The organism is Pectobacterium zantedeschiae (genome assembly GCF_004137795.1).
GTDB classification, from domain to species: Bacteria; Pseudomonadota; Gammaproteobacteria; order Enterobacterales; family Enterobacteriaceae; genus Pectobacterium; species Pectobacterium zantedeschiae.
Window position 1 is genome coordinate 161,609 of sequence record NZ_NWTM01000006.1, and the last position, 21,881, is coordinate 183,489.

Sequence of the window (21,881 nt, forward strand, 5' to 3'; positions counted from 1 at the left end):
GATTCATCTTCTTTAACGGGATGCCTGGATATGACGGATTTTTTTAATTCCCATGATGTAAAAGAAGCAATTAACAATTATGCTAATTTTATTAATAACATAACTGTAAACTCCGGATTTGAGAGGGAGAAAAATAGAAATCTAGTGACTATATTGAAACATATGAATGAACACTCCGAGGAATGGAATGAAAATACACAATACACCATAAACTCCGTAGCCGTTGATTTTATTCGTGAATTCGCTAACAAAAGCAATCAAGTCGGTGAAATAGATTTTATTTTTTCCACTGTGTTCAGGTTTTTGATGGAGTTAAGTTTTAATCAAAAAGATAATCTAAGTGCTGAACTGGATGAATTTAAGTTTTTTACCATTAGAAATAAAGCTCAATTTTCAGATAAAGCGAAAAAAATAATAGAATACTCATTGAGTTGCTTACCTTTTGATTTAATTAGAAATGAATATCATAATGATGATATTCAATATTTCAAAAAAGCAGCTAAAGCTGAACGACTGATGAAGGAACGGATCGATGGGTGGGATTTAAGACTGGAGGAGAAAATAGAAAAAGCTGAAGCGTTAAAATCAAAACTCGATGAGCAAGAAACGGCTTATAATTTTGTTGGGCTATATCACGGCTATAATACTTTATCGAAAGATAAAAGGTCCGAATTAAATCGAGCTTTTATTTTTACTTTTTCACTTGCTTTTTTAGTTTTGCTTCCATTTTCTGTGAGTGTTTTTTTAGTATACAAAGAAATGATTAAGTTCGATTCCATAATTTCCTCGTTAAATCTACTTCCATTCTTTACATTAACATTTATATTTATTTATTATTTTAGAATTTCCCTTGTTAATTACATATCCATAAAGGCTCAAGTGAATCAGATTGAATTAAGGAAAACACTTTGCAGTTTTATACAAAAATACTCTGAGTATGCGAAAGAAATGAAAGCTAATGATGGAACTTCACTAGAGAAGTTTGAATCAATAATTTTTTCAAATATCATGCCCTCAGAAGATAAGATCCCTTCAACCTTTGACGGAATTGAGCAAATAGCGAAATTGATTGAGAGTATTAAAAAATAAAAATGAAGCCCCGCCATCAAGCGGGGCAGTTAGCAATAAATCAGTTCTGCTTACTCAGTTCATCACACTCTGCACGCTTATCCTTCAATAATCGCATCAACAGATTCACGGTATTAACCGCTGACCCGTGTTTGCAATCCAGTGTTGGGAATAGTGCCTGCATATGCGGCCAAAAATCCGTTGTTAGATATTCTACTGATTTGAATAACGCATTCAGTTGCGAAGTTTGGATATGGTTGAAGATAAGCGGTGTCTCAGGAATATAAAATTCCAGCTCGCAAGGGTGAACGGGCTTTTGCGGTAGTGGCTGAACGTCTTTTACCTGCGGGTTGAAATAGCAGTCTTCCAACTTCTCGAACACATCCCACGCCTGATCGGTTTCCAGCATCTTGGCGTGACGTGCTGCTCCGCGTTCTGTCCAAAGGATGAGGCTACGGGCGCGTTTACCGACTAACCCGTTTAAATCGGGTCTGTTCTTAAATTCTTTTAATTCTGAATTGGTTATCTTGAAATAATGCTTACCACAAACAAAGCGTTGCGCATTATTGAGGTAGTTGTCAGAAATGTTTTTAGGTTTTGAACCATAAAGCTGAGCTAAGAGTTCAGTAGTAATGACAGGGACATTGTTGTGTGTGACAACGGAAAGGCTTTCTACAGATAGTTGAGTAGTCATGATGACCTCGTTAATTTTTTCGAGTTACCACAAACGGTGTGGTGCCGGGAGGCTCGAAACGGCTTAACGAAACCGCGGACTTATTTCCCTTGCGGGTATTATATTAGTCGCCCTCCCGACATTGAGCGGGGTGTGGCCGCGCTATGCGTCCACTGAATGACAGGCATAAAAAATCCAACACTATCGGGGTTGGTTGTCCGCGTTAAGAGGTTTTCGAGGCCTCGTGGAGCGAACCATAGCGGAAACTGTCAGGTAAAATCAACCGTTTTATCTACTTAGATGTTCTATCACCAATCCTTCAACCTCTTTTATCTCCCGATCGCTGAACCCCAGCAGCGGCCTTGCCTCGTATTGCACATCGGCACTATTACGATTAGGTCGATCGCGCAGGCCGTAATGATGCACCCGCGCCATGCGCTGCACCCGTCCGATAAATTCCACGCTGGCCGCATCGACAGTGCCTTTGGCTTTCAGGTATTTTGCGGTTCGCAGTTTCTGGAACATCTGGCGTTTAACCCGACCTTTCTTGCCCTTGATTGGCTGGGCTTTACGCGGGGCATAGGGGGTGCCGTCCGGTGCTGTCTGCGCTTTGATGTGATGTTGCTGGCTACCGCGCAGGGCTTTTGCCACCGTTCCGGCCAGTTTTCGACGGCCTGACGCCGACAGGCTGGCAAGCAGCCCGGCCAGCTTGTCGTCAAACGGTTTCAGCTCATTCATTCCACTGGCTCACTAATTCACCGTTGATATACATGGAATCCGGGCGCGCTACGGGAACAGGTAACGGCGGTTCTGGCGCGTGGGTCACATGCAATGCCTTGTCTACCTCTTTGACGATCACACGCTCAGTGAGTTTCAGGCTGATGCTGATATCACAGCTACCGTTATCGTTAATGTCAGCCAGATAGGTAAAGCCCTTACGATCATGGCCGATATCCGGCTGATTTTCACGTACCCACGCCTGAATCGGCACTAATAACCAGTCGATATCGTCAGTAAAATCCGTGATAACCAGATTCAGCGTGTACTGGTTCTCAAACGACAGCGACGCGGCCAGCGTGGACACTACCGTGCCGCTGTCGATAAAGACATGCAGCATATCCGGGTTATTTTTCAGTACCGGCACCGCGTCATTTAAGGCGCTGCGCAGGCTGTTGGGTTTCAGCATCGTGTTGTTCCTGACAGTGTTTGACGGTTTCAACCTGTAGCGCACAGCTCACCAGTGCGCCTTCCAGTTGACGGTTATCGGCACTTAAATCACCGTTGGTCTGTGGGTTGCTGCCCGGTATCAGGCAGCTCGTTACTTTCGGACAGCCAACGTAAATAAGCGTCGGGGTTGTCAAAGTCGGGGCGGCGGTGCAGCCGCTTAACATCGTCAGGCAAATTAGCGCTGTACCAGCGGCGCAAATCGGCGTTTTCATTAAGCAACCTCGTTAGTGTACGTTCGCGCCCGGCGGCCAGTTGCCCGGCCTGTGACAGTTTCGTGCGGAGTGCCGCCTGTGCCTGTTCATTGCGCCGGGTGTTGTTCTGCAACGACCCGATGGCGGCAGACTGTGCCAGCAGTGTGTCTTTTTGCTGACTCAGGGTAATAGCCTGCTGGCTTAACGAGTTTTCAGCGCGGGACAGTTGCCACTTAGTGATAACCAGCACGGCCAGCAGGCAGGCGGCAACGATGGCGGAGAACTGTGTCAGGGGCTTACTCATGCCGCCCCCTTAAGACAAACCGCACGCTCACGCTGGCGACGGGTTTCAATACCGCGTGATACCTCGCCGTTGACATACACCCAGCGCAGCAACTGGTCACAGGCGTTGCGCCACTGGCCTTTGTTGATAAAAAACGCCAGCGTAGAGCGACATGCCGCGCCAACACCGACATTAAACGCAAAACTCACTATCGCGTCATAGACGGCCTGCGGCATATTAACGGCCATACAGCGTGCCAGCGCCTTTTCGACCCGCAACACATCGGCAACCAGATTGACCGCCGCCTCACGCTCGGTGATGGTTTTCCCCGGCACCACGCCAGCGGTGTGTCCGATCCCGTTTGTCCACACGTTCGCACTGCACTGATACGGGCTTAATCGGCATCCCTCAAGGTCGGCAATCAGCGCCAGCCCCTCTTGTGACGTTTTCAGCAACGAAAAATCCGGCACTAACGCGGCCAGCGCTAACACCGTGGCAATAACACAGCGTTTAACGAGTGATTTCATGGATAACCTCGCGGGGATTATCGATAGTTTTCAATAGCTGGTAACTCTTGCGGCGGTAGTACCAGTTAACGCCAACGGTGAACACCACCCCCAGCGCCCCGAAATAGGCCGCGAAATCCTGCGGCGTCATCGCGCCGAAAAATGCCAGCGCGACGCTTATCCAGTACGCGATAAACGACGTGATTCTTTCCATATTCAATCCCATAAACTCACCGTTTCTGCGACAGGGGCGGCAGCAATATCCGGCAGGGTTACGGCGGTGCCGTGGGGCAGTATTGCCCCGAATTCAGCCACCCCCGGATTAGCCGCTAACACCGCCTCAACGGCACCCTGCGTGTGCCCGTAGTGGCGATAACACAGGGCGTCCAGCGTGTCGCCCTGCTGTGCGATAACGTTCATCAGATATGCCCGATGATGCAGCGAGGCTTATCCTGCAAGTGGCTGATTGACCAGCGCGCATCGCGCCACAGCTCATCAATCGTGCCGTCGAGCGCATCGGCCTTACGGTCGCCTTTGGCGCTGGCGTCATAGCTTCGGTAACGCTCGTACAGCGTTGCCGTGGTAATGGCGCTGACTGCACACAGATAGTGGTGCTCTTTTTCGCTCTGGCCGTCGAGTCGCTCGGCGGGAACGGCGTCCAGCGTTTTAAACCCTGCCGCCATCTGTGCCGCGCGGTACTCGTACAGTTCGGCGTTAACTTCAGAAATGGCGGTTTTCGCCGCATGGCGCAGGCGCTCCGGCGTGACGGTGTTCTCAAGGCGCATCAGCGTGCGCAGGGTTCCCGGCTCCACATCCGGCCAGAAGAAGGTGTTTTCGATTACAGCATCCTGTTTCGCGGGCACCGGAATAACCACCGCATCCGGGCGTGGCTCCGCTTTCGCGGTAAAAATCATTGTCGTCATGACAACCTCTGAATAGGTGGGCGGTGGACACAGGCTCAGAAAACAGTGAACTGTTCCGGCCTGTGTGCCGCCCGGCGCGGGGCGCGTTGGGTTAACGGCTGGCCGCTGCTTTGCGCAGCGCCGTTTCCAGCCGCTCTATGTCTTTTTTCACACCGCTTCGGCTATCAAGCTGAAAGGCACGTTTCAGGTGAAACAGGGCTTGCTCCGGCTTGCCGCTGCGCAAGATCAGGCCGATGATTTTGTGCAGTTTGGCGCGCACCTGGTCGGGCATGTCCTCTGCATCGGTCAGGGTCAGCGTATCGATCAGCAGGTTAATGTTGACCGCCTGCCCGGCGGTATGGGCGCGGGTCGCAGCGTCGGCGACCTCTTCGGCTAACAGGTACGGCGTCGGGCGGGTGTAGCCCTCTGGCATCACCAGCTTATGCGCGATGGCATAACGGGCAATCTCCAGCGCGCCGGGAACGTCCCCGGCGTCGAGCTTCCACACCATGACCGTCATCAAGACCGCATCCTGTGCGCCGCGACCGTTTGCCAGCACTCCCGCCACCCACGGCGCATAGCTGGGTAACAGCCCGCTTTTCATCTCTGCTTTACGCTCAATGGAGCGCACCTGTTTTAACGTGCGTTTGTCAGCCGCAAGCCGGAACAGCATTTGCTCGTATCCGGTGGCCTGTCGCAGCGGATCATTCTCCCGCTGCGACGCCTCGGCAGCCGACACCCGCATCATATGACGCTGGGCGGGGCTTAACATGCTTAGGCTCCGGTGTTATCGGTTTGGGTTTCAGTACCAGGCGCGGCAGGCTCAGCGGCCTTTTCTGCTTCCGGCGGTTTCGGGAACTTACCGAGCTGGATGTTTTCGATCACGCAGCCACAGCCGTAATCTTCCACGACGTAGTCCTGTTTAATGGATTCGTAGTTTTCGATACGGTCACGCTTGGCGTTCTCTTCGAGGTGGCGGCGGTGACTGTCGTCCATGTAGTAGATAGACAGGTTATCCAGACGGGTGATCATCAGGGCATTGGCCGGGAAGTATGGCACGCGCACGGCAGGTAAATTGCCGATACGCTTCTGGCTGATAATCACATCAGCGGCCAGTATTTCGCTGTTTTCCTGCTGCTTGTTGACCAGTGGGAAATACTTATCGGACAGTAGCTGACGGCCACAAATCACCACCAAATCCGGATCTTCCTGATGCCATTCGTCGATCATGGTGTTGGTCGCGTCCATCACCAGGGCGTCGAGGCTGACATAATCGCCGTTCTCACCGACGCGGATTTGCTCGGAAATCACTGCGCCGTCTTCGCCCACGACTTTACTCATCACACGTTTGGCAGATTCATTGCGGTACTTTTGCAACCAGCCCACCGCCACATCCTGCAAGAGCGGATTTTTAGTACGGTCAGAGGTCGCCGCACGCTTCACGCCGTGCCATCCGGCCATGATGTAATCCAGCGACTGACGTTTGGCGATAGCGTTACGCAAACGCAACTGGAAATCCTGAAAACGCGCCCATAGGTCAAGGGTGTTGTAACGGATATGGAAATCAAAGTTCATCTGTTCGCACTTGTACTGGCGTGCTTCCAGACTCAGCAGATCGGCGGTTTCACGCTCGTCACCGTTTGATGTATCCGTGGTGCTGGCAACTGACCCGGACACGCCGAGGCCGATCTTTTCCCCGGTCAGCTCGGCAACCGGCACGATGTTGATGCGGGTCAGGAAGTCAGAGGACTCTTGCACCACCTCCATCAGCGACTGCGTGACGGACGGCTCAACGCTGAATTTCTTGCTCAGCGTTTCCACCTCAACGCCATTCAGTGCGGCAAGCTGGGTCATGTAGGCATTAAATTTAAAACGGGTTTCTTTACGCATGGTTTTTCCTGTTCTTTCCGAAAAAGGGTATCGAGGGGGTACGCCCCGGTTAGCAGTTGGTCAGCAACGAGGCTTCGCCGTCGCCACCTGTCGCCGCCGGGCGGCGCTTTTGCGACAAGCTCTCTGTACCGTCCAGCGTGGCTTTCAGGGCAGTGAACCGCTGCTCACTGGCGCTCAGCTTCTGCGTCAGGGTGGCAATATCCTGCTGCTGGCGCTGCTCAAGCTGGGTAAAGCGCTGCTCCACGCTGTCGGCGTTGGTTTGCACCTGCCCGGCGACAGCGGCCACGGCTTCATGCACATCGTTGAAACGGGCGTCATCACTGGATTGCTTGCGGCCAAACAGGGCGGTGATGCGAGACAACAGCGTCGGCTCCACGTCCGGCAGGTCTTCAAATTCCAGTGTCACTTCGGTAGCGACAGAAAAGAGGTTTTCCGGGGAGGATTTGCGCATAGCCAGCGGGCTATGCTTGGCTTTGGCGCTGAACTCCAGCATTTCTGTGCCGAGGCTGGCCGGGTCATCAGTGACCGCCAGACCGACCAGGCAGCTTTTCCCTGAGTTGCTGAAATTGGGTTGAATTTCCATTGAGGTATAGATTTTCTGGCGCGCTTTAATCATTGCCACCAGTTCATCTGTCGGGTCGATTTTGGCAAACAGCGCCAGCTTGCCGTTGAGCACAGAATCATCCTCAATCTTCTCGGCTTTCAGCTCGACCACATCGCCATAGCGGCGAAACGGGCTATCAGGCAGCAAACCTTTAACGTGCTCAATGTTGATGCGGCAGCCATAGACTCGCGGATCAAATCCTTCGCCCATCTGTTGAATATCGTTCGCGTCAATGATGCGACCATCACAGGTGTCGCCCTCGACACCGATACGGAACCACTTAGAAACTTTCTTTGCCATTTTCTCATCCGTTGTTTGCGGGAAGTCGGGGCGAGTATCCGGCGTGACACTATGGCGCGCCATCAATCACGGTTCGCTAACCGCTGGCACAACAGGCACTTAAGGCGGTGAGGGGCGGCGCTGACGTAGCCTTGCCGTCATGAATACAGCCATCGATACCACCATCATCAGCGACCCACGGCGACAAGCGGCTTTGCTCTACTGGCAGGGCTTTTCGGTGCGTCAGATTGGGGAAATGCTGAACCAGAAAACGCCGACCGTTCAGAGCTGGAAGCAGCGCGACGGCTGGGACGCTATCGCCCCGGTATCGCGTGTTGAAGCCAGTCTGGAAGCACGGCTAATTCAGCTCATCATGAAGACGAAAAAGGAGGGGCATGACTACAAAGAGATTGACCTATTAGGCCGTCAGATTGAGCGGCTGGCGCGGGTGAACCGCTACAGCCAGACGGGTAACGAGGCCGATCTCAATCCCAACGTGCGCAACCGCAACAAGGGTGAACGCAAGGCACCAGAAAAGAACCTGTTCAGCGAGTCGGCTATCGAGAAGCTGAACGACATTTTCCTAGATGAAATTTTCGAGTACCAGCGCGGCTGGCATCAGGCCGGGTTACAGCACCGTATCCGCAATATTCTGAAATCGCGCCAGATTGGGGCGACGTTCTATTTTGCGCGGGAAGCCCTTATCGATGCGCTGACTACCGGACGCAATCAGATTTTCCTGTCAGCGAGTAAGGCACAGGCGCACGTCTTTAAAAACTACATCATCGACTTTGCCCGGCTGGTCGATGTTGATCTGAAAGGCGATCCGATGGTGCTCCCCAACGGGGCGCGCCTGTTCTTCCTCGGCACCAATATCCGCACCGCGCAGAGCTACACCGGAAACCTGTATCTGGATGAATATTTCTGGATCCCCAAATTTCAGGAGCTGCGCAAGGTCGCCAGCGGCATGTCATTGCACAAAAAGTGGCGCTCCACGTATTTCTCCACGCCGTCGAGTCTGGCACACAGCGCCTATCCGTTCTGGTCAGGTGAGCTATTCAACAAGGGACGCAGTAACAAATCCGATCACCTGCATCTTGATTTAAGCCACGCGAATTTGTCCGGCGGCGTGCTGTGCGGTGACGGGCAGTGGCGGCAGATTGTGACCGTGGAAGATGCGCTGGCCGGGGGCTGCAACCTGTTCGACCTCGACCAGCTCACGCTGGAATACAGCCCAGCAGAGTATCAAAACCTGCTGATGTGTGAGTTTGTCGATGATAAGGCGTCCGTATTCCCGTTTGAGGAATTGCAGCGCTGTATGGTCGATGCGCTGGACGAGTGGGAGGATTTTAACCCCTACGCGCTGCGCCCGTTTGCCTATAAACCTGTCTGGATTGGTTACGACCCGTCACACACGGGCGACAGCGCGGGCTGTGTGGTACTGGCACCGCCGCAGGCACCGGGCGGTAAGTTCCGCATTCTGGAGCGCTTCCAGTGGAAAGGCATGGACTTTGCCGCACAGGCCGACGCTATCAAGCTGTTGACGGAAAAATACATCGTTGAATACATCGGCATTGATGCAACGGGCATCGGTCAGGGCGTTTATCAACTGGTACGCGGCTTCTTCCCGGCCGCGCGCGAAATCAAATACTCACCGGAAATTAAAACCGCGATGGTGCTCAAGGCAAAAGACACCATCACCAGCGGACGGCTGGAGTACGACACCAGCCACACCGACATCACCCAATCGTTTATGGCCATACGCAAAACCATGACGGCCAGTGGTAACCGCACCACCTATGAAGCCAGCCGCAGCGAGGAAATCAGCCACGCTGACGTGGCATGGGCAACCATGCACGCGCTGTTAAACGAACCCCTGACCGCGATTAACGGTCATGTCCCTGTCAGCATTTTGGATTTTAACGAATGAAAAAGCGTAAATATCGTAAATCACAAACGGCAGTCGTCAGCCAGGCACAGCCGATAGAGGCATTCACTTTCGGTGAACCGTCCGCCGTTCTGGATCGCCGCGACATTCTGGACTATGCCGAGTGTATCCATAATGGCCGATGGATTGAGCCGCCGATCAGCTTTAGCGGTTTGGCTAAAAGCCTACGCGCTGCGGTACACCACAGCTCACCCATCTATGTGAAACGTAACATTCTGGTAAGCACGTTTATTCCGCACCCGCTATTGAGTCAGCAGGACTTTAGCCGCTTTGTACTGGATTACTTGGTGTTTGGTAATGCGTTTCTGGAAAAGCGGCTGAACCGGATAGGGGGCTTATTACGGCTGGAGTCTAGTCCGGCCAAATACACCCGGCGCGGGGTAGAGGAGGATGTTTACTGGTTCGTGCAGTCATTCAAAGAGCCGCACCGCTTTGAACCGGGTAGCGTGTTCCATCTGCTGGAGCCGGATATCAATCAGGAAGTGTACGGCCTGCCGGAATACATCAGCTCGTTGAACTCGGCCTGGCTGAACGAATCGGCGACGCTGTTCCGGCGCAAGTATTACCAGAATGGCGCACATGCGGGTTATATCATGTATGTGACCGATGCGGCGCAAAGCGGCACAGACGTAGAACGACTACGCTCTGCGATGAATAACACCAAGGGATTGGGGAATTTTAAGAACCTGTTTTTCTATGCGCCTAACGGCAAGCCGGACGGCATCAAGATTGTGCCGCTCAGCGAGGTGGCAACCAAAGACGACTTCTTTAACATCAAGAATGCCAGCCGTGACGACCTGCTCAGCGCCCACCGCGTACCGCCGCAGATGATGGGGATTATCCCGAATAATACGGGCGGTTTCGGGGATGTGGAAAAGGCGAGTCAGGTGTTTGTCAGGAACGAGTTGGTACCTTTACAGGAACGGATGAAAGAGATTAATGAATGGATGAACGAAGAAATTATAAACTTTAACGCATATGCGTTTTAATTTTGAGATTCAGTTATGTCAATAAGCCTTTGGATTTCATGGATAAAGTCCTGAGGCTATTTTAAATAATTCGATACGTAATTATCCATGTTGGCTTGTTTAAGTATTTTGCTATTTTTAATGTAATTTAAATTATCCCATTCAAAGTAACTGCAAAGTATAACAATTATTGTGAGTAATTTTTCATCTGTCAAATTTATTAGTAATTCATATTGTTCTTCTCTTTCGTTCTCTTCGACTTTATCATTGATTAATTTAAGGGGAAGATAAAATCTTCTGGCTAAAGAAAAGAAATGTTCATCTACATCCAAGTCCTCAAGCCATTCACAAATTCTCTCTTTCCCAATACCTCCATTAACTAATAAACTTAAGCTGTCGTCGATGTAAGTAACTGCATTGCCAGATTTGTATTGAATAAGTGATGTTTCTTCGGGGGTGTTTTCATGCTGTAATTCATTATTGTGAGGGGCGTCATCGATCGCAATACGTAATTTGTCAAAATTAGATTCTTGAGCTTCGATTAAACTAAAAAAACGCATTTCAAATTTTTTATAATTTTCTAGTTTCTCCTGTCTCTTTAATTCATGCATTAAAGCCTGATTCGACTGCAACTGTAATCTAACAGAGTGTATTAATAAGCATATGGAGATAAAACTCAAGATGGGATTTAATACCCCACCCATAAAATCACCAAATTGCCCCCATACGTCTGCACCTTGTGTACTAAGGTAACTTACTCCGAAGTTTAAGGAATACAATCCCCAAACAACTATAATCAACGCTAAACATAAAGTCTTTAACATCTTATTGTACCGTATGAACTAGATATTTTATTGTTTCGCCGCTGTTAATTCTGACACGGCTAACTGTTAGCCTAAGATAAATACGCCCTTCGGAAGATGGAGAGTTATTTACATGTAAGTTTGCTGAGATCATTTTCTTTTGACTTGACATAATTATACGTAGAGGACTATAAAAGCCAAAAGCAACTGTTTCATCTTCTCCTTCAAGTACAAGTCTTCCATTACCAGTTCTAGCATTGAATCTCGTGATGTAAGCTCTAATTTCCTCTGTTTTTTTTGCTACCTTTGACTTAAAGAGGTTTGTTGCAGTAGCCGTGTCTAATTCAATAACTTTCTTTTTGTCATGCGCTCTTTGTTTGAAATTAAGTTCTATGTTGTAATTTTTTTTGACATTTATCTCATGCATCCTTTTTAAGGGTGCTCTTATTCTTCCTATTAACTCATCTTCAATATCTGACAAGCCTTTGACAACTTCTTCTGCTTCATTAGATAATTCTCGCGTTTCTAAATAAAGAGATTGTGAGATAAAAAAACTCATCACTTCATTAAAAACAGGTTTGGATATTCTACGAAGTTCATAAATTAATTCAGGCTCATTAATCACTAAGTCAAAGTTCTGCCCATAAGAACCTGTAAAATTCTTTTTTAGTACAGCTCGTGCAGGATTTACATGTGTACGTCTTTTGATGATTACTTTCCTTAGAATAGCCTCAGCCAAAAGACAAGTAACTTCAGCTGTTCCGCCGAGAGTTGCTATGCCATATTCCATATCAACTTCATCATCACCGCTTTTGATTATGACATCGTAATTAACACGCATTACCTTTCCTTGTGAAAGTTGATTGCACAAAAAATTAAGATTAATCTCACTCTAGCATGGCATGCTATGTCTTTGAACATTTAACCTTTAAATTTGATAACGCGCGCAATGCTATCCCCGCCACGCCTGCCCGCTTTGTGTGTCGCTTTTCATGCACTCGCACGATCCAGCGCGATCCGCGCCAGCTATGGCGTTAACGGGGATAAATTGGGCTTAGATCATCATGCAAAATCATGCGGGTTATGCATGCATGGCTAAAAGACGGCATCCTCTAATCGTTTTTTCAGGTATTCGACCAGTTCCGACTTGTCACTAATCTCTCGATACTCTCTGGTTTCTATCGTGCCGTTCGCCAAATCCGCAATGATTGACATCGCGGTTTTTAATTCGTCTACATCGCACTGAGCCACTAACGATATGTCGGCGATTAACTGAACCCGCGACAAAACGGCCTGTATGTGTTCCGTGTTTTCCAAGGGGTGCCATTTCCTTATTTTTACTGTATGCATATACAGTATTTTACATATTGAAATTTTCGTCAATCACTTAGTGTGCTACAGGTGACTGATTGGTTATGCGTCCCACGCCATGCAAAACGGCGTGACATGTCACTAGAACATTTCACGCCGAGGCATTCACAGAATTAACTTTAAATCATGCCAGCCTTGCGTATTCCAGCACTCAGATGAACCAGACAGGCAGCACTCGGAAACGGGTAACTTCTCCCAGCATTTCTGGCATTTACGCTGACTTAGCTCCGCTATTTTTTGCTGTAGGGCTGCGGCATCCTGACGAATTAACGTGGTCATGTACTCGTCGATATCATAGGGATCGCGCCCCGGACGACGCAGGGCGCAGTTGCGCTTCAACATTTCCAGTTCTTGCGCATCAACGTGGATCTCGACTTTCACCACGCCAGCATCACGCTGGCGTGCGCGCTGGGCGGCTTTACGCTCGGTGGGGGATTTAGGCATTATTCCCCCTTACTTTCTGGCAACCATCTACATTCAAAAAGCCGTTTGAATTCTTCTGGGGTATCATCTCGCATGATTGGCTTTAGGTCATGTAGGTTGTAGCCCTTAGCCCAATCTATACCGATCCACACCAGAGAATTACTGGATGGTGGGATGATGACAGCGCGGAGGGATAAAATTTCTTTCGCCATTTCTTCGATAATCTCACTATCGCAGGCGGCGGCGAGGCATACAGCGAGCAATCTATCATCCGGTTTGTAGTTCGCCTTTTGTGCTAATTCTTTAATTTGTTGCAACTTCTCGTTAGTTAACATCGTTAAACCTCCATCTGATTACTAAACCCCGGCCACTCATCAGCCGCCGGGTATGAAATAAGTTCGCCGTCAACCTTCATCTTTGCCCCACGCGCCAGCGCTTCCAGCTCCCAGCGTTGAGCTGTGATACCTCGCTGGGATAAATCACGCTGAATATGGGGTATCCGCTCCCGTTCTTCGCCCGTTAATCTGGCTGACGGTGACGGATCGCGGAGGGTATTGGGGTCAAAATCTCGCTGCTTGTGATTCTTCCTGACGGATTGCTCACGCAGACGCATTCCTAGCGCCCTCACAGCCGCGTCGTCATTCCAGTCAATCGGTGAGTTATCGGTTTCTGATGTCGTCGCTATGACGCTGTTTTCGGCCTGCGTTTTGACATTTGCGCCCGACCGTTGAGAACCCAACCCACAGTTATTGACAGGACTCCGAGGCGCGCCGGGGGCGCTTTTTAAAGTCAAAGGCTGAACTTCAACGGCTTTAGAAACAATGCGCCACTCGGTTGTCCGGGTTTCAAAAACATGACCTTCACCCAAGTGCGGGGCGAAAATCCCGATCACCTTTTGCACCTCTTCGTCATACTCGTTGAGCTTGTCCGATACCCGGCGCGCAACACGCACCGTTTGCAGTTCGCGGGAAACATTCGCGCCGCCCTGTGCCGCCATGTATGCGGAAAAATCGCCAGCATCAGCAGCACAGCGAACCGCTTCGACTTGTTCATCGAACTGGTCAGTAAGATTGACACTGCGTAACGTGCCGCTACGGCATTCGCGGTAAGCGCCCATCGTGGGGATACCGATAGGTTTAAATTGAGGGATACGCCACGTTGACGCCCACGCGGTAACGGCTACCGCCATATCACGCAGCGGCTTTCCGGTGTCTTTATCGATCTCACCGTCAAGCGCGTAGCCGTCAATATTTTTGGCAATGTACTTAGCGATATAGCCAGCGGCACCACCTTTATTGAGGTGTTTACATTCAAAGCGGTAAGTTGCTGCGCCGCGTTCTCCGCCGTCTTCTTTCAGGGCATAGCGGCGCATAATATCGATCACCGATTGGCGATGTGCGCGCTTGCAAAACAGCATCATGTGCCAGTGCGGTGTCCCGTCGTGATGCGGCTCGACAACGCGCATCCCGTAAACCTTAAGGCCATTATCTTTAAACGCTGTGCGCATCTTGCCCCATATCTTGACTAGATAGCGCTGGCCGTCTTTGGGCGTAAAGGCTTCACTGTCCCATTTTCTATTAAACTGGACTTTCTCGTTGTCGCGCTTACCAATAGTGCGAGTCGGGTGATATTTCGACGGGGTAGTGATAGTGATAAACATCCCTACGTCTCGCTGTTCGCTGGCGTAACGCTCAATCCCGGCGATAGTGCTCATTAGCTCCATACGTCGAATTTCCGGGTTGGAAATACTCGCCATCACCTTGTCGATCAGGTCGATACGTTCACCTGTTGCGACGTTCTCCAACTCACAGCTTTTTAGGTAATCCATATTAGCGAGGCGACGCGCCTGTACATCGCGGATCGCCATTTTGCTGGCATAAGGCGACGCCTTTTTACTGACCTGACCGACTGCGATCATCAGCGCTTCACGCCAGCGGGTACGCTGGGCTTTAAGCTGGCGAGTCCACCATTCCTCATTAATCAGGCGGGACACGCTGGCAATCGCCTTGCGTATATTCAGCGTGCCTTTGCGGTAGTTCTTCCAGAAAAGCGGGGTGATATTGAACGCACGCGCCATGCTGGCGACATGGCCGAAAAGCTCGGCCTGTGCCGCATCGGTAAAAAGCGCATCAGGTTGACCGCCGAGCTGTGCTTTCATGGCATCGCTCATTTCTTCATACGCCGAAAATATCTGGCCTGAAATGCGCGCAGCCAGACGCCCCAGCGCTTTGTCATTCATGCCGGGCAGCGTTTGATAAGCGTCAGATTCAGACAGGAAACACTCGGAAGCATGGCGATTCATCGCGTGGCGGGTATTGATTGCCTCAATACGCGGCCACATGCGCTGCATAAAGCTGTTAACCAGAAAACGATTAGCGCTCAGCATCCCTTTATTTTTTTTCAGGTAAACGTAGCGATTCAGGCAGATTTCGCGCAGGAAGTGCGGTTGCTGGTTAATTTTGGCTAAAACGGCTTGCCCCTGAGTCCATTCCTCACGGGTAAGCTGTCTTTCTTCCGGCACGATGGCCGGGCGTGGGGCGTTCCACGGATACGCACCCACGAACGCCTCGCGGGTGCTGCCGGGAAAAGGTGGCGGTGGAGTGGGAGCGGAGCGCCCCCGATGGGTCGTGGTCATTGATGATCGCGCATCACTGATTCAACACGCGCCATCAAAGCGGCCTGCATTTCTTCCGCTGCCTCTGGCGCGCCGGGTTGGCTGATACCTGCAAAAAAATCATTGATTTCACTTAGAACCAGTTGAGTTAAATCGGCTTTCTTCTTTTCTTGCAGGGCAATCTCTTTAGCTAAAGCGGATGCTCTAGCCGCATATTCCATCGCCAGACGTGACATTGGCGGTAAATCTTCGGTGATAAGGTCGTTACTCATAACCCACCCCGATAATGCTTACCTTTCAGTTCGTGAATGCCCTGACAGGACGCGCAGCGGGTCACGCCTTCGATTGCTGCCCGGCGAGCTTCGGGTATCGGTTGATCGCAGTCTTCACACTCGAACGCAGAAACGCCGCGCTGGGCGCTCCGGGCGATGGCGATCTGATGGTCTAACATGTCTTGCTGGCGCTGCTGCACCATGTCCATAGCATCCGGCATTACTCTTGCTCCTTATCGTTATTGAGCTGGTCAAAAGCTGACTGGCACAGCGCCGCAAAGCGCTTGCTTTCGGTCAGCAATTTCTTGGCATCAGTGACGTTTCCGCGCCAAATTTCGGTGGCGATAGCTCGATGCACAAAATCGTTAATGAGGCTGACGGGGTTTTGATAAACAGCCAGCGTGGATAAATTAGGCTGGTCGCCGTCTTCTTTCCCGCATTTAATTTCGCCCAGCGCAAAGTCATAGCCGACTTTCGCTATTGCATAATTGCCGTTGACATCGACGCGGTTGTAAGCTGGGTTTTCCATTACATCACCGCCTTGATATCTGACCCGGAATGATTAAAGGCGTCTGATTCCTGACGTAATAATTCGATGATTTCAACACTGCTTAATTCATTAATAGCGGCATGAGTCGCCAACTTATCCAGACGAGAAGAAAACGACGTGTGCGCATCGGCTTTCGCCTCATTACGTGCCTGAGAAAGCATTAACTGAATGCCCTCGCTTTCAGCCTTGCGGTGCATCGCCTGACCGACTGTTTTATACATGTGCATATAATCCTCAGATAAAGGGAGTCCCGACGCGGTTAAGCGCCTAATTAATTTCAGGAGGTTATTTAATTCAGATATTCTTCGGGTTTAATTGCCGTCAGGATATCGGGGGCGGCTTCAAACAAGCTGAATAGCTCATTTAAGGCATGTGATATTTTATTTCGCCACGGACATGAAACATCATCAATCCTCCAGTAAGGCTGATTAAATTCATTTTCACTTAATCCCGCATGAAAAAATAACGACCGTCTTTCACCGACACTTAACCAACTTAAAAAGGTCGAGGTTTTTTCACGACGTTTGCGGCTCAGCGAGAATATGCGGCGTAGCTCGTCAATCGCACAGACAATACGCTCACGTTCTGCGGTTGGCATTTCTTCCAGACGGTAAACGGTCTGGCTCTTTTTCATCTGCGCATGAAAGCAGATGGTCAAACGGTCGCGCTCATGCAGGCTGTTGTAATACGCGCAGGTTTCGCGCCAGCGACTATCGGCAAAGTGCTTGCCGATCACGTTGCGCAGCCCGGCGGGTAAATTCTGCATACTGCTGACGGTAAAGGCTGTCATGCGTTCCTCCGTAGCACTGACTTGATAGAACGGATAACCCGCTGGGCATAATTTGCCGAGCGGTTACGGATGATGATCCCCTGACGGCCTTTGCCTTTGGTGATCGTAAAATCTGGTTTTGTCTCCGTCTGGTGCCACCAGAGGAACGGCGCTATTGATATTGGTGCTTGCATGGTTTCCTCCTTCCTATTGGTAACCGCCCACGGATAGACGGTTGCAAATAAGTGCCGGGTTTTAGCCATGCCCGGCGCATGGCCTTGTGGTAGGATTGAATCGCCAAAAACAACCAACCACAAAAGAGGGAATCATGATTGAAAAGGAAATAATCAATCTTCTCGATAAAACGCTTTCACAAACTCTCGACGTTATTGAACCGATCAAATTGTCCGAAAATGACCGTCATGAAATTGAAAGCCTCTATAAACAATTAGGCAAAGCACTTGACCGTAGTTTAGGTACTAATATCAGCCCCAAAGGATTTGTGGGGAACATTTAAATACCGACGGGGCGTTTAATCGTCCCGCGTTCTTTACCCAAATAATCCAAATAAGCAGATGCAATTTTTTCATAAGAAAGGCCAGTATCAAACCGCTTACCTGAATTAAGATGTATAACAGCGGTTACACCATGTTTTCTTTTAATTTCAGAAATCGCCACTATGGAATCAGATTTGATAACAATGCGGCCATCAATCGTATTAATACGCATACAACCATAGGTATCTTTTGACGGCGTTTTTTCCTCTATAAATCTTGAGGAAATGAAATCGTCAATACCATCAACGATGTTGGAAACGCTGCCGTAATTTTTATCAGCAAAACATTCAACCACATAGTGAATATTACCGACATGTTCACCTTGAAAATAATATTGGCGGCATAAAGTGGCGGTATGTTTACTGTCCTTATTCAAGTTAATGAAACAACCACTTGATTGTTGTGATGCCGCTTTCAACTCAGTAATCTCATTGCTCATTTCACGCGCGTATTCTTCCGCATCGTCAAGAAACGAATTCGCATTCTTAATGTTGACATGTCTTTTTTTCAAATCTTCACGCATGGCATTAATCAGACCAAAAATCGGCATTTTCATTTTTCTTACTCACCCAATATTCAACGACGCACTAATACCGCTCAGTGCATCTACGGTTGACGCTAACGCGGGGTTAGCCTGAATACGCGTCTGCAACGTTAAGCCGACAAGCGACAAATAACGCACACCCGCGTTGATGCTCTCGATCACGTTATGCCGACGCGCTGGCGTCATACGCTCATCCGATACGCTTTCAGCAGCAACCGCGCCCACTGCGGCGGTGGCCTGCAATACATACGTGGTTAGCCGTTCTGCCTTTGCCTCATTCACTGGCACGGCTGGCAGGCAATTAAGCTGCGCCAAAAGCCCATCGATCAGCGCCGCATCCTCAGTTACATCGGTGATGGTCATCAGTTCGTCACAGGTCAGCTTGTGCGGCTGGTCTGGATTCAATTTGTTACGCAGGGTCTGATGATTCATGCCCACCTGTCCGGCCAGCTTCGCCAAATTGTGTTTTAACGCGAACGCCTGACAGGCGCGGTCAAAGTGTGGGTGTATGGAAATCTGATAATCAAACATGCCGAAATTCCCTTTAGTTTGAATAATCGAATTGTTAATTACGCTTTTGACTTGATGTATCGGCAATTGACGGCCTGTTGGCGCAAGCGCTCACGCCATGCGAGCACATTGATTAAAACGCGAGATTTATCTGCATGGCCTTTACCTGCCGCTGCACGGATAAGAGTACCGTCATCAAGCCATTTACGAACAAGGCTATCGCTGACCCCACTTACTTTGGAGAACTCGGCGACGGTCATAACATCTGCAATTGAGGCACGAAGCATAGGCTCTAATGCGATAGTTAATACGGTGGCTAACTGTTGGAATTGCTCAGGATTAAGCGTTGAAACAGCGCTTTCCTGAGATAGTTCGGTTGATTTTGCGGTTTGCATATCGCATCATCCTTCTTTGGTTGGTAGTAATGTTTGGTTATGTTCACATCTTGGCAGATGGGAGCACTTTAGATCGCTTTTATTTAACTGTAAATAAAAAATAGCGTCCATTGTGGTGATTTATGCGTCTTGAAAATGCGGTGGTTAGCGATGTACTGGAAAGAATCCTTTCTTCTTATGGGTTTACCATGCAAAAGGAGTTAGGAGAAAAACTTGGTATTGCTAAGAGTAATGTCGCTAGTTGGCTACAGCGTGGGCAGGTTCCCGGAAATGTAATCGTGCAATGTGCCCTTGATACTGGTGCTGATGTGAATTGGTTAGTTACTGGTGAGTTTGATAATTCGCATTTGCAAACTGATGCGGGGATTTTAAAAGGCAAGCCGCTTTACGATCAGATACTCGCATCAGGTGGGAAAGCAGTGCTGCGCCGGATGATGGATGCCTACGGGTTCAGAACACAAAAAGAGTTAGGCGACCTGCTGGGGATTTCTACCGCGACGATCAGCACATGGATTCGTCGTAACTTTTTTCCCGGTGATGTAGTGATTGCCTGTGCGCTGGATACTGGCGTTTCTCTTGAGTGGCTGGCGACAGGGAAGGGCAAAGCGACTACAGCGCAAGGAACGGATGAGATTGCGCCAGAAACCATCAACATTGATAAAAAACGTCTGCTGGCTGGCAAGTTAGAAGAAGATGGATTTTGTGCTATTGATGCATCATTTTTACCTGAGGGTATTACTCAAGAAAAACTATGCTACGTACGCTCAGGCAAAGACGCTTGGCTGGTCGAAATGGGAGAGGGTGAAATATCTAACGGCACATGGCTTTTAGATATTGATGGAACCTTAGATGTATATTCTGTATCGCGGCGTCCGGGAAATAAACTAATCGTCAGTGGTCGTGATAGTGAATTCGATTGCACTGTAGGTGACGTGGTTGTAAAAGGTATCGTTACTATTGTTTTTAAAACAGCAATATGATTATAGCGTTAATTTTTAAATAAACATTGATTTTTATATACTTCGACTATTACATGCAAAGGGAGTGCTCATGACGGAAGATAATATCCAGGACAAAATAAGTGAGTCTATTCATAGTATTACATTATTTCTGAGGAGGTATAAGTCACATTATATTAATAATGATTTGTTAGATGGAATAAAAAAAATTAGCATCGAAATGCTTAAGAAACTCAGAAAAATAAATAAATTAATTTCTTTGATTGGTATCAGTTCTAATCTAAGAAGATCTGAATATCTGAATTATAAACTTGATGAAGTTATTGACTTAAAGAAGTCGGCATTTATGCTTTTGGAAAATTATTCTTATCCTGAAGCTCAAGGTACATATAATGAACTTGTTAGAGTAAATAATGAATTACAGGATGTAGTTACATCACTACAAGAAGAACATGATGAAGTGACGAATAAAAGGGATGAGTTACTCACTAGGTATGGTAGTACCTTATCAAATCTAGAGTTAGATGTTAAAAGCTCAGAAGATCTCATAAGCAGATTTATGAAAACTAAAAAAACAATGGATTTGCAAATTGATAGTGTGATGGAGAGTCGGGATAAATTACAGGAGTTAGATGATTTATATAGAGAGAAATTAGCTAGCCTTGAGTTCAATGAGGAAGACACAAAGAGAAAAATAGCACACTTAGGTAAAGCAAATGATGTTATTTCTTCATCCAGAAATATTATCGAAAAATACCATTCTGAAGTTGGTGTTCTTTTGGATGAATTTGAAAAGATAAAGAGTGATTCAATTGATGTTCAATCAAGGGTTGATACATTACAAACTGGATTTTCGTCAGTAAAAACATTTTTTTTAAATAAAACCAAAGATATTGATGATATTACAGAAAAAGCTAAGAATGCCTTAGATAAGGCTAGCGATGTTGCTGTTGGAGGGCATTTCAAAGCACAATATGAAAATGCAAAAAGATTAGTTGTACTATGGCTTTTGTTCGGTGGGCTTTTTCTTATAGGAGCAATATTAATATGCCTGGCAACTGTATTTCCTGAAGTGACAAATACATTAATCGACAAAAGGCTGGAGGGGGGAAGTCAAACATCAATTATCATTGCCCGTTTGGCCATTGCACCTTTGTTTTTATTAGGTGCATGGTTTTGTGCTTATCAATATAATAAACAAAAACAAATCATTGAAGACTATGCGTATAAAAAAGTATTAACATTATCTCTCCTTTCAATAAAATCTGAAATTGAAGAGATTGGTGAATCTCATGTTTCAGAATTTATAAAGGGCGTGCAGAAGGAAATATTGAAATCCCCACTGGATTCTTTAGATAAAAAACATTTTAAGAGAGAAAGTAAGATTCTGAGGTTAATGCACAATGAGATGGCTAATAATTTAATAAAAAGAGTTAAAGAACATAGCCACCAAGAGAGTACACTTTCTCCTGTTGAAAAAGATAAAGACTAAAAGTACATGGGTCATAAGGGATTATTTTACTATTAATACAATCCCTTTTCCTTTTTTTAGATTTTCTTTACTTGTAGCCAAGC

33 protein-coding genes are annotated in these 21,881 nt (G+C 48.2%); 6 read left to right on the forward strand and 27 right to left on the reverse strand.

All coding sequences use genetic code 11. The annotated features are described in order from the left end of the window. Window positions 1-30: 30 nt before the first annotated feature. A complete protein-coding gene (locus CLR69_RS21680) occupies window positions 31-1,089 on the forward strand; it encodes a hypothetical protein (protein WP_131535195.1) in 1,059 nt (352 codons plus the stop codon). Window positions 1,090-1,129: 40 nt separating this feature from the next. Here the strand turns inward: CLR69_RS21680 and CLR69_RS21685 are convergent, their stop codons facing one another. The 12 genes from CLR69_RS21685 to CLR69_RS21735 all read right to left on the reverse strand — a co-directional run bounded on the left by CLR69_RS21685 (window position 1,130) and on the right by CLR69_RS21735 (window position 7,644). Beyond that, window positions 1,130-1,762: an ORF6N domain-containing protein gene (locus CLR69_RS21685; protein ID WP_131535196.1), complete on the reverse strand. Its 633-nt coding sequence runs from the start codon at window positions 1,760-1,762 to the stop codon at window positions 1,130-1,132. Window positions 1,763-2,029: 267 nt separating this feature from the next. Beyond that, window positions 2,030-2,479: a phage virion morphogenesis protein gene (locus tag CLR69_RS21690; protein ID WP_131535197.1), complete on the reverse strand. Its 450-nt coding sequence runs from the start codon at window positions 2,477-2,479 to the stop codon at window positions 2,030-2,032. Continuing rightward, window positions 2,472-2,927 carry a phage tail protein gene (locus tag CLR69_RS21695; RefSeq protein ID WP_131535198.1) on the reverse strand — a complete coding sequence of 152 codons (456 nt, stop codon included), beginning with the start codon at window positions 2,925-2,927 and terminating at the stop codon, window positions 2,472-2,474. The genes CLR69_RS21690 and CLR69_RS21695 overlap by 8 nt, the downstream gene beginning before the upstream one ends. Continuing rightward, complete coding sequence (gene lysC, locus CLR69_RS23255; RefSeq protein ID WP_242451670.1) at window positions 2,890-3,132, reverse strand: Rz1-like lysis system protein LysC; 243 nt, start codon at window positions 3,130-3,132, stop codon at window positions 2,890-2,892. The genes CLR69_RS21695 and lysC overlap by 38 nt, the downstream gene beginning before the upstream one ends. Next, window positions 3,017-3,463, reverse strand: coding sequence for an Rz-like lysis system protein LysB (lysB, locus tag CLR69_RS21700; protein ID WP_131535199.1), 447 nt, complete (start codon window positions 3,461-3,463; stop codon window positions 3,017-3,019). The genes lysC and lysB overlap by 116 nt, the downstream gene beginning before the upstream one ends. Next, a complete protein-coding gene (locus tag CLR69_RS21705; RefSeq protein WP_039318038.1) occupies window positions 3,460-3,969 on the reverse strand; it encodes a lysozyme in 510 nt (169 codons plus the stop codon). Before CLR69_RS21705 ends, lysB begins: the two co-directional genes overlap by 4 nt. Further along, window positions 3,953-4,174 (reverse strand): HP1 family phage holin, encoded by a 222-nt coding sequence (locus tag CLR69_RS21710; RefSeq protein WP_044208990.1) that lies wholly within the window; start codon window positions 4,172-4,174, stop codon window positions 3,953-3,955. The genes CLR69_RS21705 and CLR69_RS21710 overlap by 17 nt, the downstream gene beginning before the upstream one ends. Further along, window positions 4,165-4,368, reverse strand: coding sequence for a tail protein X (locus CLR69_RS21715; RefSeq protein ID WP_131535200.1), 204 nt, complete (start codon window positions 4,366-4,368; stop codon window positions 4,165-4,167). The genes CLR69_RS21710 and CLR69_RS21715 overlap by 10 nt, the downstream gene beginning before the upstream one ends. Continuing rightward, the gene (locus CLR69_RS21720; protein WP_131535201.1) at window positions 4,368-4,871 is read right to left on the reverse strand and encodes a head completion/stabilization protein; all 504 of its coding nucleotides are present in this window, start codon (window positions 4,869-4,871) and stop codon (window positions 4,368-4,370) included. Before CLR69_RS21720 ends, CLR69_RS21715 begins: the two co-directional genes overlap by 1 nt. Before the next feature lie 91 nt (window positions 4,872-4,962). After that, on the reverse strand, window positions 4,963-5,622 hold the full coding sequence (locus CLR69_RS21725) for a phage terminase small subunit (protein WP_131535202.1): 660 nt from the start codon (window positions 5,620-5,622) through the stop codon (window positions 4,963-4,965). Window positions 5,623-5,624: 2 nt separating this feature from the next. After that, window positions 5,625-6,740 carry a phage major capsid protein, P2 family gene (locus CLR69_RS21730; RefSeq protein ID WP_131535203.1) on the reverse strand — a complete coding sequence of 372 codons (1,116 nt, stop codon included), beginning with the start codon at window positions 6,738-6,740 and terminating at the stop codon, window positions 5,625-5,627. Window positions 6,741-6,789: 49 nt separating this feature from the next. Beyond that, window positions 6,790-7,644 (reverse strand): GPO family capsid scaffolding protein, encoded by an 855-nt coding sequence (locus CLR69_RS21735; protein WP_131535228.1) that lies wholly within the window; start codon window positions 7,642-7,644, stop codon window positions 6,790-6,792. A 139-nt stretch (window positions 7,645-7,783) separates the two neighbouring features. Between CLR69_RS21735 and CLR69_RS21740 the strand changes: the two genes are divergently transcribed. Then, a complete protein-coding gene (locus CLR69_RS21740; protein WP_131535204.1) occupies window positions 7,784-9,553 on the forward strand; it encodes a terminase ATPase subunit family protein in 1,770 nt (589 codons plus the stop codon). Continuing rightward, window positions 9,550-10,560 (forward strand): phage portal protein, encoded by a 1,011-nt coding sequence (locus CLR69_RS21745; RefSeq protein WP_131535205.1) that lies wholly within the window; start codon window positions 9,550-9,552, stop codon window positions 10,558-10,560. The genes CLR69_RS21740 and CLR69_RS21745 overlap by 4 nt, the downstream gene beginning before the upstream one ends. Before the next feature lie 56 nt (window positions 10,561-10,616). On the opposite strand, the gene CLR69_RS21750 is transcribed toward CLR69_RS21745, so the two are convergent. The 12 genes from CLR69_RS21750 to CLR69_RS22955 form a co-directional block, all read right to left on the reverse strand. Further along, a complete protein-coding gene (locus CLR69_RS21750; RefSeq protein ID WP_131535206.1) occupies window positions 10,617-11,363 on the reverse strand; it encodes a hypothetical protein in 747 nt (248 codons plus the stop codon). Between the two features lies 1 nt (window position 11,364). Beyond that, window positions 11,365-12,183: a hypothetical protein gene (locus tag CLR69_RS21755; protein WP_131535207.1), complete on the reverse strand. Its 819-nt coding sequence runs from the start codon at window positions 12,181-12,183 to the stop codon at window positions 11,365-11,367. A 254-nt stretch (window positions 12,184-12,437) separates the two neighbouring features. Next, entirely contained in the window at window positions 12,438-12,659 is a 222-nt protein-coding gene (locus CLR69_RS21760; protein ID WP_005967841.1) for a 3-isopropylmalate dehydratase small subunit, read from the reverse strand. 159 nt (window positions 12,660-12,818) lie between these two features. Further along, a complete protein-coding gene (locus tag CLR69_RS21765; RefSeq protein ID WP_039318066.1) occupies window positions 12,819-13,157 on the reverse strand; it encodes a hypothetical protein in 339 nt (112 codons plus the stop codon). Continuing rightward, window positions 13,157-13,471, reverse strand: a complete 315-nt coding sequence (locus tag CLR69_RS21770; RefSeq protein ID WP_131535208.1) for a hypothetical protein — start codon at window positions 13,469-13,471, stop codon at window positions 13,157-13,159. Before CLR69_RS21770 ends, CLR69_RS21765 begins: the two co-directional genes overlap by 1 nt. 2 nt (window positions 13,472-13,473) lie before the next feature. After that, entirely contained in the window at window positions 13,474-15,771 is a 2,298-nt protein-coding gene (locus CLR69_RS21775; protein ID WP_131535209.1) for a replication endonuclease, read from the reverse strand. Next, complete coding sequence (locus tag CLR69_RS21780; protein WP_131535210.1) at window positions 15,768-16,022, reverse strand: hypothetical protein; 255 nt, start codon at window positions 16,020-16,022, stop codon at window positions 15,768-15,770. The genes CLR69_RS21775 and CLR69_RS21780 overlap by 4 nt, the downstream gene beginning before the upstream one ends. Further along, a complete protein-coding gene (locus CLR69_RS21785; RefSeq protein WP_131535211.1) occupies window positions 16,019-16,243 on the reverse strand; it encodes a TraR/DksA family transcriptional regulator in 225 nt (74 codons plus the stop codon). Before CLR69_RS21785 ends, CLR69_RS21780 begins: the two co-directional genes overlap by 4 nt. Then, entirely contained in the window at window positions 16,243-16,551 is a 309-nt protein-coding gene (locus CLR69_RS21790) for a DUF5405 family protein (protein WP_131535212.1), read from the reverse strand. The genes CLR69_RS21785 and CLR69_RS21790 overlap by 1 nt, the downstream gene beginning before the upstream one ends. Further along, entirely contained in the window at window positions 16,551-16,799 is a 249-nt protein-coding gene (locus CLR69_RS21795; protein ID WP_113633151.1) for a DUF2732 family protein, read from the reverse strand. Before CLR69_RS21795 ends, CLR69_RS21790 begins: the two co-directional genes overlap by 1 nt. Before the next feature lie 62 nt (window positions 16,800-16,861). Beyond that, window positions 16,862-17,362 (reverse strand): replication protein B, encoded by a 501-nt coding sequence (locus tag CLR69_RS21800; RefSeq protein ID WP_131535213.1) that lies wholly within the window; start codon window positions 17,360-17,362, stop codon window positions 16,862-16,864. Then, the gene (locus CLR69_RS22955; RefSeq protein WP_165504383.1) at window positions 17,359-17,535 is read right to left on the reverse strand and encodes a hypothetical protein; all 177 of its coding nucleotides are present in this window, start codon (window positions 17,533-17,535) and stop codon (window positions 17,359-17,361) included. The genes CLR69_RS21800 and CLR69_RS22955 overlap by 4 nt, the downstream gene beginning before the upstream one ends. 134 nt (window positions 17,536-17,669) lie before the next feature. On the opposite strand from CLR69_RS22955, the gene CLR69_RS21805 reads away from it, so the two are divergent. After that, entirely contained in the window at window positions 17,670-17,858 is a 189-nt protein-coding gene (locus CLR69_RS21805; protein WP_131535214.1) for a hypothetical protein, read from the forward strand. Here the strand turns inward: CLR69_RS21805 and CLR69_RS21810 are convergent. The 3 genes from CLR69_RS21810 to CLR69_RS21820 are packed head-to-tail and all read right to left on the reverse strand — an operon-like array spanning window position 17,855 to window position 19,347. Beyond that, window positions 17,855-18,454 carry a hypothetical protein gene (locus CLR69_RS21810; RefSeq protein WP_242451671.1) on the reverse strand — a complete coding sequence of 200 codons (600 nt, stop codon included), beginning with the start codon at window positions 18,452-18,454 and terminating at the stop codon, window positions 17,855-17,857. The genes CLR69_RS21805 and CLR69_RS21810 overlap by 4 nt on opposite strands. 9 nt (window positions 18,455-18,463) lie before the next feature. After that, complete coding sequence (locus CLR69_RS21815) at window positions 18,464-18,973, reverse strand: phage regulatory CII family protein (protein ID WP_131535215.1); 510 nt, start codon at window positions 18,971-18,973, stop codon at window positions 18,464-18,466. Between the two features lie 38 nt (window positions 18,974-19,011). Beyond that, entirely contained in the window at window positions 19,012-19,347 is a 336-nt protein-coding gene (locus CLR69_RS21820; RefSeq protein WP_131535216.1) for a MerR family transcriptional regulator, read from the reverse strand. 122 nt (window positions 19,348-19,469) lie between these two features. Here CLR69_RS21820 and CLR69_RS21825 point away from each other — a divergent pair, with 122 nt between their 5' ends. Both CLR69_RS21825 and CLR69_RS21830 read left to right on the forward strand, forming a co-directional pair. Further along, window positions 19,470-20,327, forward strand: a complete 858-nt coding sequence (locus CLR69_RS21825) for a phage repressor protein CI (RefSeq protein WP_131535217.1) — start codon at window positions 19,470-19,472, stop codon at window positions 20,325-20,327. A gap of 70 nt (window positions 20,328-20,397) precedes the next feature. Beyond that, the gene (locus tag CLR69_RS21830; protein ID WP_131535218.1) at window positions 20,398-21,798 is read left to right on the forward strand and encodes a coiled-coil domain-containing protein; all 1,401 of its coding nucleotides are present in this window, start codon (window positions 20,398-20,400) and stop codon (window positions 21,796-21,798) included. The last annotated feature ends 83 nt before the right edge of the window (window positions 21,799-21,881 follow it).

Excerpts from the sequence above, each read along its gene's own strand:
- CLR69_RS21680 (WP_131535195.1), top strand. The coding sequence starts at position 31 with ATGACGGATTTTTTTAATTCCCATGATGTAAAAGAAGCAATTAACAAT.
- CLR69_RS21685 (WP_131535196.1), bottom strand. The coding sequence starts at position 1,762 with ATGACTACTCAACTATCTGTAGAAAGCCTTTCCGTTGTCACACACAAC.
- CLR69_RS21690 (WP_131535197.1), bottom strand. The coding sequence starts at position 2,479 with ATGAATGAGCTGAAACCGTTTGACGACAAGCTGGCCGGGCTGCTTGCC.
- CLR69_RS21695 (WP_131535198.1), bottom strand. The coding sequence starts at position 2,927 with ATGCTGAAACCCAACAGCCTGCGCAGCGCCTTAAATGACGCGGTGCCG.
- lysC (WP_242451670.1), bottom strand. The coding sequence starts at position 3,132 with ATGTTAAGCGGCTGCACCGCCGCCCCGACTTTGACAACCCCGACGCTT.
- lysB (WP_131535199.1), bottom strand. The coding sequence starts at position 3,463 with ATGAGTAAGCCCCTGACACAGTTCTCCGCCATCGTTGCCGCCTGCCTG.
- CLR69_RS21705 (WP_039318038.1), bottom strand. The coding sequence starts at position 3,969 with ATGAAATCACTCGTTAAACGCTGTGTTATTGCCACGGTGTTAGCGCTG.
- CLR69_RS21710 (WP_044208990.1), bottom strand. The coding sequence starts at position 4,174 with ATGGGATTGAATATGGAAAGAATCACGTCGTTTATCGCGTACTGGATA.
- CLR69_RS21715 (WP_131535200.1), bottom strand. The coding sequence starts at position 4,368 with ATGAACGTTATCGCACAGCAGGGCGACACGCTGGACGCCCTGTGTTAT.
- CLR69_RS21720 (WP_131535201.1), bottom strand. The coding sequence starts at position 4,871 with ATGACGACAATGATTTTTACCGCGAAAGCGGAGCCACGCCCGGATGCG.
- CLR69_RS21725 (WP_131535202.1), bottom strand. The coding sequence starts at position 5,622 with ATGTTAAGCCCCGCCCAGCGTCATATGATGCGGGTGTCGGCTGCCGAG.
- CLR69_RS21730 (WP_131535203.1), bottom strand. The coding sequence starts at position 6,740 with ATGCGTAAAGAAACCCGTTTTAAATTTAATGCCTACATGACCCAGCTT.
- CLR69_RS21735 (WP_131535228.1), bottom strand. The coding sequence starts at position 7,644 with ATGGCAAAGAAAGTTTCTAAGTGGTTCCGTATCGGTGTCGAGGGCGAC.
- CLR69_RS21740 (WP_131535204.1), top strand. The coding sequence starts at position 7,784 with ATGAATACAGCCATCGATACCACCATCATCAGCGACCCACGGCGACAA.
- CLR69_RS21745 (WP_131535205.1), top strand. The coding sequence starts at position 9,550 with ATGAAAAAGCGTAAATATCGTAAATCACAAACGGCAGTCGTCAGCCAG.
- CLR69_RS21750 (WP_131535206.1), bottom strand. The coding sequence starts at position 11,363 with ATGTTAAAGACTTTATGTTTAGCGTTGATTATAGTTGTTTGGGGATTG.
- CLR69_RS21755 (WP_131535207.1), bottom strand. The coding sequence starts at position 12,183 with ATGCGTGTTAATTACGATGTCATAATCAAAAGCGGTGATGATGAAGTT.
- CLR69_RS21765 (WP_039318066.1), bottom strand. The coding sequence starts at position 13,157 with ATGCCTAAATCCCCCACCGAGCGTAAAGCCGCCCAGCGCGCACGCCAG.
- CLR69_RS21770 (WP_131535208.1), bottom strand. The coding sequence starts at position 13,471 with ATGTTAACTAACGAGAAGTTGCAACAAATTAAAGAATTAGCACAAAAG.
- CLR69_RS21775 (WP_131535209.1), bottom strand. The coding sequence starts at position 15,771 with ATGACCACGACCCATCGGGGGCGCTCCGCTCCCACTCCACCGCCACCT.
- CLR69_RS21780 (WP_131535210.1), bottom strand. The coding sequence starts at position 16,022 with ATGAGTAACGACCTTATCACCGAAGATTTACCGCCAATGTCACGTCTG.
- CLR69_RS21785 (WP_131535211.1), bottom strand. The coding sequence starts at position 16,243 with ATGCCGGATGCTATGGACATGGTGCAGCAGCGCCAGCAAGACATGTTA.
- CLR69_RS21790 (WP_131535212.1), bottom strand. The coding sequence starts at position 16,551 with ATGGAAAACCCAGCTTACAACCGCGTCGATGTCAACGGCAATTATGCA.
- CLR69_RS21795 (WP_113633151.1), bottom strand. The coding sequence starts at position 16,799 with ATGCACATGTATAAAACAGTCGGTCAGGCGATGCACCGCAAGGCTGAA.
- CLR69_RS21800 (WP_131535213.1), bottom strand. The coding sequence starts at position 17,362 with ATGACAGCCTTTACCGTCAGCAGTATGCAGAATTTACCCGCCGGGCTG.
- CLR69_RS22955 (WP_165504383.1), bottom strand. The coding sequence starts at position 17,535 with ATGCAAGCACCAATATCAATAGCGCCGTTCCTCTGGTGGCACCAGACG.
- CLR69_RS21805 (WP_131535214.1), top strand. The coding sequence starts at position 17,670 with ATGATTGAAAAGGAAATAATCAATCTTCTCGATAAAACGCTTTCACAA.
- CLR69_RS21810 (WP_242451671.1), bottom strand. The coding sequence starts at position 18,454 with ATGAAAATGCCGATTTTTGGTCTGATTAATGCCATGCGTGAAGATTTG.
- CLR69_RS21815 (WP_131535215.1), bottom strand. The coding sequence starts at position 18,973 with ATGTTTGATTATCAGATTTCCATACACCCACACTTTGACCGCGCCTGT.
- CLR69_RS21820 (WP_131535216.1), bottom strand. The coding sequence starts at position 19,347 with ATGCAAACCGCAAAATCAACCGAACTATCTCAGGAAAGCGCTGTTTCA.
- CLR69_RS21825 (WP_131535217.1), top strand. The coding sequence starts at position 19,470 with ATGCGTCTTGAAAATGCGGTGGTTAGCGATGTACTGGAAAGAATCCTT.
- CLR69_RS21830 (WP_131535218.1), top strand. The coding sequence starts at position 20,398 with ATGACGGAAGATAATATCCAGGACAAAATAAGTGAGTCTATTCATAGT.